The sequence below is a fragment of the Streptomyces sp. NBC_00091 genome, from assembly GCF_026343185.1.
In the GTDB taxonomy this organism is placed as follows: domain Bacteria; phylum Actinomycetota; class Actinomycetes; order Streptomycetales; family Streptomycetaceae; genus Streptomyces.
This window is the reverse complement of record NZ_JAPEMA010000001.1, coordinates 6,009,819-6,020,917: the sequence shown is the minus strand read 5'-3', so window position 1 is coordinate 6,020,917 and position 11,099 is coordinate 6,009,819. Positions and strand designations below refer to the sequence as shown.

9 protein-coding genes are annotated in these 11,099 nt (G+C 73.1%); 4 read left to right on the top strand and 5 right to left on the bottom strand.

Features of this window, described 5'->3' with window-relative positions; genetic code table 11:
• Both OOK34_RS27695 and OOK34_RS27690 read right to left on the bottom strand, forming a co-directional pair.
• On the bottom strand, positions 1 to 1,433 hold a 1,433-nt coding region (locus OOK34_RS27695; protein ID WP_267036936.1), incomplete at its 3' end, for a sensor domain-containing diguanylate cyclase.
• A gap of 125 nt (positions 1,434 to 1,558) precedes the next feature.
• Positions 1,559 to 2,389: an SAM-dependent methyltransferase gene (locus tag OOK34_RS27690; protein ID WP_267036571.1), complete on the bottom strand. Its 831-nt coding sequence runs from the start codon at positions 2,387 to 2,389 to the stop codon at positions 1,559 to 1,561.
• 601 nt (positions 2,390 to 2,990) lie between these two features.
• On the opposite strand from OOK34_RS27690, the gene OOK34_RS27685 reads away from it, so the two are divergent.
• From OOK34_RS27685 to OOK34_RS27675, 3 genes are all read left to right on the top strand, one after another.
• Positions 2,991 to 3,383, top strand: a complete 393-nt coding sequence (locus OOK34_RS27685; RefSeq protein WP_267036570.1) for a hypothetical protein — start codon at positions 2,991 to 2,993, stop codon at positions 3,381 to 3,383.
• Positions 3,384 to 3,432: 49 nt separating this feature from the next.
• Positions 3,433 to 4,203: a DUF4239 domain-containing protein gene (locus tag OOK34_RS27680; protein WP_267036569.1), complete on the top strand. Its 771-nt coding sequence runs from the start codon at positions 3,433 to 3,435 to the stop codon at positions 4,201 to 4,203.
• 190 nt (positions 4,204 to 4,393) lie between these two features.
• Positions 4,394 to 5,050, top strand: a complete 657-nt coding sequence (locus tag OOK34_RS27675) for a hypothetical protein (RefSeq protein WP_267036568.1) — start codon at positions 4,394 to 4,396, stop codon at positions 5,048 to 5,050.
• 89 nt (positions 5,051 to 5,139) lie between these two features.
• On the opposite strand, the gene OOK34_RS27670 is transcribed toward OOK34_RS27675, so the two are convergent.
• Entirely contained in the window at positions 5,140 to 5,640 is a 501-nt protein-coding gene (locus OOK34_RS27670; RefSeq protein ID WP_267036567.1) for a hypothetical protein, read from the bottom strand.
• 352 nt (positions 5,641 to 5,992) lie between these two features.
• On the opposite strand from OOK34_RS27670, the gene OOK34_RS27665 reads away from it, so the two are divergent.
• Entirely contained in the window at positions 5,993 to 6,652 is a 660-nt protein-coding gene (locus OOK34_RS27665; RefSeq protein ID WP_267036566.1) for a class F sortase, read from the top strand.
• Between the two features lie 82 nt (positions 6,653 to 6,734).
• On the opposite strand, the gene OOK34_RS27660 is transcribed toward OOK34_RS27665, so the two are convergent.
• Positions 6,735 to 7,598, bottom strand: a complete 864-nt coding sequence (locus tag OOK34_RS27660; RefSeq protein WP_267036565.1) for a polysaccharide deacetylase family protein — start codon at positions 7,596 to 7,598, stop codon at positions 6,735 to 6,737.
• A gap of 124 nt (positions 7,599 to 7,722) precedes the next feature.
• On the bottom strand, positions 7,723 to 11,025 hold the full coding sequence (gene lysX, locus OOK34_RS27655) for a bifunctional lysylphosphatidylglycerol synthetase/lysine--tRNA ligase LysX (RefSeq protein WP_267036564.1): 3,303 nt from the start codon (positions 11,023 to 11,025) through the stop codon (positions 7,723 to 7,725).
• Between the last annotated feature and the right edge of the window lie 74 nt (positions 11,026 to 11,099).

The window sequence follows — 11,099 nt, the reverse complement described above, 5'->3', positions numbered from 1 at the left end:
GGCTGGTACTCGATGAAGAACTCGCCGCGCTCCAGCGCCGCCGGCAGGGCGTTGGTCAGGCCGTGCCGGGTGATGGCGCGGGCGTCGGCCTCCGCGTCGGCGAACTCGAAGCGGTTGCCGCCGGCCGCCTTGGCCCGGTACATGGTGATGTCGGCGCTGCGCAGCACCTCCGCCGGAGTGCGCTCGCCCGCCCGGCCCTCGACGATGCCGATGCTGCCGCGCACCGACAGCTCCCGTCCCTCCAGCCGGATGGGGGTGGACAGCGCCGACAGGATGCGCACCGCCAGGTCGGTCACCTTCTCCTCGTTGTCGGCGGCGGGCCCGGTCGTCAGGGCCACGAACTCGTCGCCGCCCAGGCGCGCGACGACCTCGCCCGGTCCGGTGGCGCAGCTCTGCAGCCGGTCGGCGACCTCCACCAGCAGCCGGTCCCCCGCCGAGTGGCCGAGGCTGTCGTTGACCGTCTTGAACCCGTCGAGGTCGAGGTAGCACAGGCCGAAGCGGCTGCCGGGGGTGGCGTTCAGGGCCTTCTCCAGCCGCTCGAAGAACAGCGTCCGGTTGGGCAGCCCGGTCAGGGCGTCGTGGGTGGCCTCGTAGCGCAGCCGGAGGTTGAGCAGCCGGCGTTCGGTGGTGTCCTCCATCAGGGCCAGCTGGTACTGCGGGACCCCGTCGGCGTCGCGCAGCAGGGACACCGTCAGGTTGGTCCACAGCACGGTCCCGTCGTGCCGGTAGTAGGGCTTCTCCACCCGGTAGTGCTCGCGCTCCCCGCGCACGAGCTCCCCGTACATCCGCCAGACGTGCGGGGTGTCGTCGGGGTGGCCCCACTCGCTGACGTTGCGGCTGCGGACGTGCCCTTCCAGGCCGCCGAACATCTTGAGGAGGGTGTCGTTGACCTCGAGGACGTTGCCGTCCAGATCGGCGATGCCGATCCCCACGGCCGCCCCCTCGAAGACCGCCCGGAAGCGCTCCTCGCTGGCGTGCAGGGCCTGCTGGGCGTCGGTGCGGGCCGTCAGCGCGGAGCGGGCGATGGCCTCCTGCTCGCGCAGGGTCCGCTCGCGCAGCGCGCGGGCGAACCCGGCGGCGATGCCGTGCTGGAGGCGGGCGCAGCGCGACCGGTACTCCTCGGTGCCCTCGGCCCCGGCGCCGTCCGGGCCGCAGTACAGCACCAGGTAGGACTCGACCACCCCGAGCGTCCCGGCGAGCGCCTCGGGGTCGGTGCAGTGCACGGCGACGAGTTCGGCGCCCACGCGCTGGGCGACGCCCGCGTCGAAGGGCCGGGCGTGCAGGGCCTCGGTCAGGGTCCGGGCGAGGGGGACGAGGTGCTGTTCGAACTCGGGGCGGGTCAGGGAGGTCGCCGTGACGGGGAAGATGGCCCGCCCCCAGATGGTCGCGAAGCGGGCGATGCGGTCCTCGAGCCCGCTCCGCAGCTCGCGCAGCGGCGCCCGGCCCTGGTGCGGGCCGGGCGGCGGGGTGGGGTCCGCCGGGGCCGGCGGGGGCGTCGGCTCCCCGGCGGCCTCCGGGCGGGCGGGGCCGGCGGGCGGGGGCGTCGGAGCGGGGAGTCTCACGGCTTGCGTCCCACGCCGCCGAAGCCCGAGAAGGCGTACGGATCCTCCGGTGCCTCGCCGTCGGCGAGGGGTCCGGTGCCTTCGGGGTGCCAGTCGGGCATGGACACGAGGCCCGGCTCCAGCAGCTCGAACCCGTCGAAGAAGCCGGTGATCTCCTCGTGGCGGCGCATGACCAGCGGGTTGCGGATGTCCCGGTAGACGCCGACGGCCCCGCCCGCGGCCTCCTCGGTGAGCGGGATGCCCTCGTAGGAGGCGTGGGTGAGGATCAGCAGGCTGCCCGGGGCCAGCGCGTCGCGCAGCTCGGCGACGGCGGCGTACGGCCGGTCCGTGTCCTCCAGGAAGTGCAGTACGGCGACAAGCAGCAGCGCGACGGGCCGGTCCAGGTCCAGGAGCCGGCCGACCTCGGGGGAGCCCAGGATGTCCTGCGGCTTGCGCAGGTCGGCGGAGACGACGCCGGTGCGGTCGTCGCCGGCGAGGACGGCGTGGCTGTGGGCGACGGCCACCGGGTCGTGGTCCACGTAGACCACGCGGGCCTCGGGGCTGGCGGCGCGGGCGACCTCGTGGACGTTGCCGAAGGTCGGGATGCCGGAGCCGATGTCGAGGAACTGGGTGACGCCCCCGGCCACGGCGTGGCGGACCGCGCGGCGCATGAACGCCCGGTTGGCCTGCATGATCTTGGGCAGACCCGGCATGAATTCCATGGCGCGGCGGGCGGCCTGGCGGTCGACCTCGAAATTGTGGGAGCCGCCCAGGTAGTAATCGTAGATACGGGACACACTGGGCACCGATATGTCGATGCCTGGCGGGGCCCAGGCGGGGCGTTCCATCGGGGTCTCCAAGCGTCGTCGTGCCGCGGTCGTGCGGGGGTCCGTCCGGGAGGTGGGACGGGGGTCGGACTGCTGTCCGAGCCGAATGTACTGATCATTTCCCAACAGGGCGAGCTAAAGCGGAAATTGGCGGTCCGTTCTTGGTCACACACCAAAGGCACGTGCGGACCCCGACATCGATGGCGAAGAAACCGACAAATACCTTTTGGGATTTGGCCATCCAACGATCAGAAGCGCTCCAAATCTGGCTCAAACCTCTACGCTCCACACTCCACCCGTTCAGGCGAACCGACGCCGCGCCCCGCGTGCGCGGGCGCGCGCGGGCCCATGCTCCCCGGGTGAACAGAGCCTGTGCCAGGCGCCTGCTGGCGGTCCCGGTCCTGCTGTGGGCGGCGTTGTCCACCACACCGGCCATGGCCGATAGCTGTGCCTACGCGACGATCGGCACCTCGGGCGACGGGGCCTCCATCGAGCTGTCCGCGTTCGCCGGCAGCGGCGGGAGCGGAGTCGGCCGAGGTGGCGGACATCACGACGGCCGCGGCCACGGGCACGGTCGTGGCCACGGCCACGGCCACCACTGCCCGCCGCCGCCTCCCCCGCCGTGCCCGCCCAAGCCCACCCCCAAGCCACCACCGCCACCACCGCCCTCTCCCCCGCCGAAGCCGCCACCCCCAAGCCCACCCCGCCGCCACCGCCGCCGAAGCCGGCCCCCGCGCCGCCCGCACCGGCCCCCAAGCCGGTGCCGGTGCCCAAGCCGGTACCGGTACCGGCACCGAAGCCCGCGCCCCGGGTGTACGAGGCACCCGCCCCGCCACCGCCCGCGCCCGAGCCACCGCCCGCACCGGCGGCGACCCCGCCGCCCAGGCCCGTGGCCCGTCCCGCGTACCACGCCCCCGCCCGCAAACCGGTGGAGCGCCACGTCTCACCGGTCACCTTCACCCTCATGACCGCCGCCCCGGCCGTGCTCGCGATCGTCGCACTGCGCCCGCGCTAGGGGGTGTCCCCCTGAACCGCACCCACCGCTCATCGATTTTGGAGTCATCTTGTCGGAATGGCTCGTCCTGTCCCTCGCGATGGCCGCGGCCTGTGCCGTGGTGCTGTCCATCGCCTTCTTCAACCACCGCAGGATCGGCGAGGACGACGATCCGAACGAGACCCCGGACGTCATCGAGTACATGACGATGATGATCGGGGTGATCTACGCGATCGTGCTGGGCCTGGCGATCGCGGGCGTCTGGGAGGGCCGCGGGGCCGCCCAGGAGTACGTACGCCAGGAGGCCCAGGCCCTGCACGAGATCAGCGTCCGCTCCGAGGTCTACCCGGCCGACGTGCGCAAGAGGATCCGCTCCGACGTCGACGCGTACGTGACCTACGTGGTCGACACGGAATGGGAGCAGATGGCCCAGGACGGCGACCTCACCGAACGCAGCGGGGAGCTGCTCGAGAAGATCCGCCGGGACGTCACCGACTACGAGCCGCAGACCGACCACGAGGGGCAGGCCTACCAGCCGCTGGTCGACCAGGTCGCGCTGGTGGACGACGCCCGCAACTCACGCGGCCAGAGCGCCGGGGCCACCATGCCCGGGGTGGTGTGGTTCGGGCTGATCGCCGGGGCCCTGGTGACGGTGGGCCTGATCTTCACCCTGCAGATCCGCCGCTCCTTCCGCGAGATGCTGCTGGCCGGCCTCTTCAGCGCGCTGATCGCCTTCCTGCTCTTCCTGATCTGGGACTTCGACGCCCCCTTCGGCCGGGGCATCGCCGCCACCGCCGAGCCCTTCCTCGCCCAGTTCCCGCACCTGGGGCTGAAGAGCTGAACGCGCGCCCGCTCCCGGGAAACCGGGGGCGGGCCTCCCGTCGCCGGTTCGGCCTACGGGCATGCCCCATTCGCCCGTTCCTGATCGCGGGTCACCCGACCGGCACCTAGCGTGGCGGACATCGAGGTGCACGACCCCCCACGTGCGGAGACGCTGCGCGACTGCCCCTCGGGGATCCGGAGGACCGACCATGGGTGCGATACGCAGCTCCGCCATCGCCCTGCTGAGCACCGGCGCCGCCGGCGCCGTTCTCGCGTTCGGCGTGTTCGCCGCGCCCTCCGCCCCGGCGGCCGAGCCGGCGCAAGTCACCTCCTTCGGCTTCGCCGTCACCCCCTCCACGGTCGCCCCCGGCGGCCAGGTGACGCTCTCCGTCACCAACTGCGACGCCGCCTACGCCACCGCCTCCTCCGGGGTCTTCGACACCGTGAGCATCGCGCGCGGACAGACCGTCCGGGTCACCGTGGACCGTGACGCCCGGCGCGGAGCCCTGTATTCCGTCACCTTCACCTGCAACGGGGAGAACGGCTCCGCCGACCTCACCATCGCCGGCGGTACGACGAGCCCCAGCACCAGCTCCACCACCGGCATCCGGCCCAGCCCCTCCACGGGCACCACGGCCGGCATCCAGCCGCGCGCCACCCCCACCACGCGCACCACCCCGGCCACCCGCACCACTCCCACCACCCGCAGCTCCGCCGGAGCCACCCTCGGCGTGCGGGGCGGGCTCGGCGGCAGCGTGGCCGGGATGGACCCCCTGGAACTCGGTGCGGGCGCCGCGCTCTTCCTCGCCGCCGCGGGCGGTACGGCGTACGCCCTGCGCCGGCGCCGCCAGGCCCGCGGCCACTGACCCCGCGCCGTCGCCGACCGCCGGCCACCACCGGTCGCCCCGGGTCCTGGGCGGGACCCGGGGCGGACGGCGGCGGGGGCCGGGCGGCGTCAGCCCCGGGAGCCCGCCGGACGGCGGCGGCGCATCACGTGCGCGCCCGCGCCGAGTGCCGCGACGCCCACCAGACCCGCGCCGATGGCCGTCTCGGCGGTGGACGGGCCGAAGGAACCGCCGATACCGCCCTGTGCTCCGTTGCCGGGCAGGATCGTGAACCGGTGGGTGGCCACCAGGCTGTTGTCGTGGCACTTGACCGACAGCGTGTGGTGGCCGGGCGAGGCGTGGTTGAAGATCCGGACGGTCGCGAAGCCGATGGAGCCGGCCGACAGGTTCGTCTGCGGAAAGTTGCCGTTCGACCAGACCGTGCCGCCGTGGCCGCAGCCCGCGGCGCTGACCTGCATCGAGGCACCCTGGTGCACGGAGTACGGGTTGACCGTGACGTTGCTGGGGCCGTTGCCGCCGCCCTGCGGCGAGTTCGCGGCGGCGAACGAGGCACTGAGCCCGATCGCGGCGCAGGCGGCCGCGGTCACGGTGAGAGCGCGCAGAACACGCATGGTGGAACCTCCAGCGGGAAGCGCCCCGGAGCGGTGGCCCGGGCAGATCGACGAGAACGCCTCCCATCACGAACCCTCGGCGCGGCTCGCAACCAGCGCATTTCCGCCTTTGGGCCGCCCGGTTGAGCGACACGCCGAAGCGCGGACTGATCATCTGACGGATCCGCAGGTCATGAGCCGTCAGGCATTTATGTGACGAATACCTGGATGGGCGCACCCCAACCGGGCGCACCACCCGTTCGCCCTTCCCCGATCGCCGTCCCGGCCGTGCACCCTTAACGTGCGTGAAGAAGGGCGTACCGGGGAGGGACATGAACGCGGGTCGGGACCCCCGCGTCGGGAAGGGAGAGCCATGACCGAGGACGAGTGCGAGCAGCCGCCGAGGAGACGCTCCCCCTGGGGAGTCCTCGCGCTGGTCATGCTCAGCGGCCTCGCCATGATGAGGAACGGGGCGAACGCCGAGGACGGGCCGCCGCAGCCCACCGCCGCGGCGGCCGTCGCCGTGCGCGCGGACCAGCTGCCGGCGCCGACGCCGCCGGCGGACCTGGAGGTGCTGGAGCACTCGTCGGTGCAGCGCGTCCGGATTCCGACGATCAACGTGGACGCGCCGGTGATGACGGTCGGGCTGGACGCGCAGGGGTGGATCGACGCCCCGCCACCGCAGGAGCGCAACCTGGCGGGCTGGTACCTCAACGGCATCTCGCCGGGCCAGCAGGGTTCGGCGGTGATCGTGGGGCACGTGGACAACGCGCAGGGCCCGGCGGTCTTCTACGGCCTGGGCTCGGTCAAGCCGGGCAGCCGGATCGAGGTGGAGCGCTACGACGGGCGGATCGCCGTCTTCGAGGTGTACGGAGTGGAGGTGTTCTCCAAGGAGGCCTTCCCCGGAGCCCGGGTGTACGGGGACACCGGGCACGCGGAGCTCCGGGTGATCACCTGTGGCGGCGCCTACTCGAAGGCCAAGGGGTACGACGGCAACGTGGTCGTCTTCGCCCGGATGGTGGCGACCCGCTGACGGAACGTTTCCCTCCAGGGCGCGACGGGCCCCGGCGGGCCGGGGGCCACCTCCCCGACCCGCCGGAGGGGGTACCGCGCCCTCAGCGGGTCGGCAGCGTCATCCGGTAGCCGCGTCCGAGCAGTTGGGGCAGGTACGCCTCGAGCGCCCGGACGCTCTGCGACCGGTCGCCGCCGGCGTCGTGGTTGAGCACGATCACCCCGGGGGCGGCGCCCCCCAGCACCCGGGAGATGATCGTGGCGGTCCCCGGCTCCTTCCAGTCGAGGGTGTCCACGGTCCAGGCGAGCGGCTCCATCCCCAGGTCGGCGCCGATCTCGAAGGCGGCCCGGTTCCACGCCCCGTACGGCGCCCGGAACCACTGCGGGGCCTGGCCCACGGCCTGCTGCACGACCTCGCTCGTGCGCCCGATCTCGGCCTCGAGGGCGGAGCGGCCGAGCGTGGGGATGAGCGGGTGCGTCCAGGTGTGGTTGCCGATGACGTGCCCCTCGGTGGTCATCCGGCGCAGCAGGTCGCGGTTCTCGGCTGCCATCTCCCCGCAGACGAAGAACATCGCGCGGACCCCGTACCGGGCGAGGGTGTCGAGGATGGCCGGGGTGTAGCGGGGGTCGGGGCCGTCGTCGAAGGTCAGCACCATGGAACTGCCCTCGGCGGCTTCGGCGGGCAGCTCCAGGATGGGCCGGCTGCGGACGGCGGGCTTGGCGACGGGGGGCCGGGCGGGTGCCTCGGCGGTCATCGGCCGCAGCCGGTAGGACTTGTCGGGCGGCCCTTCGGGGCGCAGCCCGGGGGCTCCGGCGGCGCCCGCCGGCCCGGGCGCCGGTCCGGGAGCGGCGCCGGGGGCGCCGGCGGGGGCGCCGGCGGTGGATCCGCCCTGGGGGCCGCCCTCGCCGGCGGTGACCAGGCCGGAGGCGGCGGCGATTCCGAGGAAGACGGCGGTACGCAGGAGCATGCGTCGCCCTACTGTCGGCTCGTCATTTTTCATTATTACTACGTATCAACGACATCGCCGCAGATGTCGAGAGGCGCGGACGCGCCCCGCCCCCGTCACCCCCTCGGACCAGCCACCCCGCTGATCAGCTCTGTCGCACCAGGGGGAACGGCAGCGTCTCGCGGATCGTCAGACCCGTGAGGAACATGACCAGCCGGTCGACGCCGATGCCCAGTCCTCCGGTGGGCGGCATGGCGTACTCCAGGGCGTCGAGGAAGTCGTTGTCGAGTTCCATCGCCTCGGGGTCGCCGCCCGCCGCCAGCAGCGACTGGGCGGTCAGCCGGCGGCGCTGCTCGACGGGGTCGGTCAGCTCCGAGTAGGCGGTGCCCAGTTCGGTGCCGAAGGCCACCAGGTCCCAGCGCTCGGCCAGCCTGGGGTCCTTGCGGTGCTGGCGGGTGAGCGGGGAGACGTCGGTCGGGAAGTCCTTGTAGAAGGTGGGGAGTTTCGTCCGCTCCTCCACCAGCCGCTCGTACATCTCCAGGACCACGTCGCCCCGGGTGTCCTTGGGCCCGTGCGGGACGCCCGCCCGGTCGCACAGCGCGCGCAGCACGTGCTCCTCGGTGTCGGCGTCGACCTCCTCGCCGAGCGCCTCGCCGATGGCCCCGTACATCGTCTTCACCGGCCAGGGCCCGGAGATGTCGTGGACGACGAGCTTCCCGTCCGGTCCCGCCTTGTGCGCGACGGGCGAGCCGAAGGCCGCCGTCGCCGCGCCCTGGATCAGCTCGCGGGTGAGGTCGAGCATCACGTCGTAGTCGGCGAAGGCCTGGTAGGCCTCCAGCATCGTGAACTCGGGGTTGTGCTTGTAGGAGACGCCCTCGTTGCGGAAGGTGCGGCCCATCTCGAAGACCTTCTCCATACCGCCGACGCACAGCCGCTTGAGGTACAGCTCGGGCGCGATGCGCAGGTACAGGTCGAGGTCGTAGGCATTGATGTGGGTGCGGAACGGCCGGGCGTTGGCGCCGCCGTGGATCTGCTGGAGCATCGGGGTCTCGACCTCCAGGTAGCCGCGGTCCAGCAGCCCCTGACGCAGTGCCTGGACGGCGTGGGAGCGGGCCCGTACGACGTCCCGCGCGTCGGGGCTGGCGACCAGGTCGAGGTAGCGGCGCCGGACCCGCGCCTCGGGGTCGGCCAGGCCCTTGCGCTTGTCGGGCAGCGGGCGCAGGCACTTGCCGGTGAGCTGCCAGGAGCCGACCACGACCGACGGCTCCCCGCTGCGGCTGGCGCCGGCCTCGCCGGTGGCGACCACGTGGTCGCCGAAGTCGACCTGGGAGGTGAAGGCGTCCAGTACGCCGGGCCCCGACTCCTCGCGGGTGAACATCAGCTGGCAGTCGCCGGTCCAGTCGCGCAGCACGGCGAAGACCACGCCCCCGAGGTCCCGTACGACCATCACCCGCCCGGCGAGGGTGACCCGCTCGCCGGTACGGCTGCCGGGCGCCCGGCCGGGGTGAGCGGCCTTGAGCTGGGCGACGGTGTGGGTGCGCTGCGGGATCCCGACCGGGTAGGGGTCGGTTCCGGCCGCCCGGATCCGCTCCAGCTTGGCGTGCCGCACCCGGACCTGCTCGGGCAGGCGTTCGGCCGGGGCCCGCTCCCCGTCCTGCCCCACGAGGTCCAGGCCGAGGGAGTCGATGGAGGGCAGCCCGGCGGTGTTGGCGGGGGCGGTGAGGCCCTTGGCATGGCCGTTGCCCCACAGTTTGCGCATGCTCGGTACGGAGACGAAGCCCTCGGCGATACCGGAGGCGAGGCTGACCCGGGCGAGCGAGCCGGCGTCCTGGTAGCAGAGGAAGCGCGGGTACCACTCGGGCCCGTACTTGACGTTGGAGCGGTACAGGGCCTCCAGCTGCCACCAGCGGGAGAAGAACAGCAGCAGCTTGCGCCACAGCTTCAGCACCGGGCCCGCGCCGATCCGGCCGCCCTCCTCGAAGGCCGAGCGGAACACGGCGAAGTTGAGGGAGATCCGGCGTACGCCGAGGCCGGGCGCGGCGGCGCACAGCTGCGCCACCATGAACTCCATGACCCCGTTGGGAGCGGAGCGGTCGCGGCGCATCAGGTCGAGGGAGATGCCGTCCCTGCCCCAGGGGACGAAGGACAGCAGGGCGATCAGCTCACCGCCTGCGTCGAAGGCCTCCACCAGCAGGCAGTCCCCGTCGGCGGGGTCGCCGAGCCGGTCCAGGGCCATGGAGAAGCCGCGTTCGGTCTCGGTGTCCCGCCAGTGGTCGGCCCGGTCGACGATGGTCCGCATCTCCTCCTCGGAGAGGGCCGAGTGGCGTCGGATCAGGGTGGTGGCGCCGGTGCGCCCGACCCGGTTGACGGCCTGCCGGGTGACCCGCATGTCGCGGCCGTCGAGGTCGAAGTGGGCCACGTGCAGGATGGCCTCGTCGCCGAGCTGGAGGGCGCTCAGGCCGGAGCGGGCGTACGCGGTCGCCCCGTCCTCGGAGGCGCCCATCACGGCCGGCTGCCAGCCGTGGCGGCGGGCCACCGCGAGCCAGGCGTCGATGGCGGGGGTCCAGGCGCCGGGATCGCCCACCGGGTCGCCGCTGGCCAGGCAGACCGCGGCCTCGACGCGGTAGGTGACGGCGGCCTTGCCGTTCGGGGCGAAGACGACGGCCTTGTCGCGCCGGGTGGCGAAGTAGCCGAGGGAGTCGCCCCGTCCGTAGGCGCCGAGCAGCGCGCGGATCCGGGGTTCCTCGTCCCCGTGCAGGGCGGCGGTCAGGCGCTGCGAGCGGAAGAGGGTGGCGGCCGCGTTCAGCAGGGCGAGGGCGCCGAAGAGGCCGAGCAGGAAGTAGAGCGGGTGGGCCGGGCGGCCGTCGAACTGCCGGGCGGAGAAGAGCCCGCCGAAGACCTGTTTGGCGGCCCAGTCCAGCCACTGCCCCTTGGGCAGGGTCCCCGGGAAGAGCGCGACGAGGGCCCAGCCGAGGAACACCGCCCCGAGCAGCCCCAGGCCGAGCACGAGCATGGCCCGCCAGACGGCGCCGGGCCGGGAGTCCGCGTAGAACTCCTTGCGGGCGGCGACCAGGATGCCGAGGGCCACCACGGCGAGGGCCATCGAGGGGCCGCCGACCCAGAAGTCCCCGTCGGCGATGATCAGCAGGTCGACGAGGATCAGCAGGGCCAGATAGGTGACGACGATCCACCAGGCGATCTTCTTGCGGGTGCCGAGGGCGGCGGCGAGGAGGAAGAGGAAGACGGCGTACGCGAGGTTCTCGCTGACCGGCACCACGAAGTCGTCGAGGAAGCGCACCACGGGCCGCAGGAGCCTGCGCAGCGTCGGGGAGAGCGCCAGCAGCGCGCACACCAGCCCCAGCGTTCCGAAGAACGCCCCGAAGGCGTCGGGAACCCGGTTCAGGAAGCGGTTGCGGGTCCCCCGGGTCTCCTCCAGCGTGGCACTCATGTTTGGCACTGTAGGGAGGGCCGCGCCGGTCCGCGCGCCGGAGCCGAGAATTCGAGGTGCCCGTGGACGGGCCC

Bases quoted from the DNA above. Each gene is read 5' to 3' on its own strand.
- OOK34_RS27660 (WP_267036565.1), bottom strand. From the start codon at position 7,598: ATGCTCCTGCGTACCGCCGTCTTCCTCGGAATCGCCGCCGCCTCCGGC.
- lysX (WP_267036564.1), bottom strand. From the start codon at position 11,025: ATGAGTGCCACGCTGGAGGAGACCCGGGGGACCCGCAACCGCTTCCTG.
- OOK34_RS27675 (WP_267036568.1), top strand. From the start codon at position 4,394: ATGGGTGCGATACGCAGCTCCGCCATCGCCCTGCTGAGCACCGGCGCC.
- OOK34_RS27670 (WP_267036567.1), bottom strand. From the start codon at position 5,640: ATGCGTGTTCTGCGCGCTCTCACCGTGACCGCGGCCGCCTGCGCCGCG.
- OOK34_RS27690 (WP_267036571.1), bottom strand. From the start codon at position 2,389: ATGGAACGCCCCGCCTGGGCCCCGCCAGGCATCGACATATCGGTGCCC.
- OOK34_RS27665 (WP_267036566.1), top strand. From the start codon at position 5,993: ATGACCGAGGACGAGTGCGAGCAGCCGCCGAGGAGACGCTCCCCCTGG.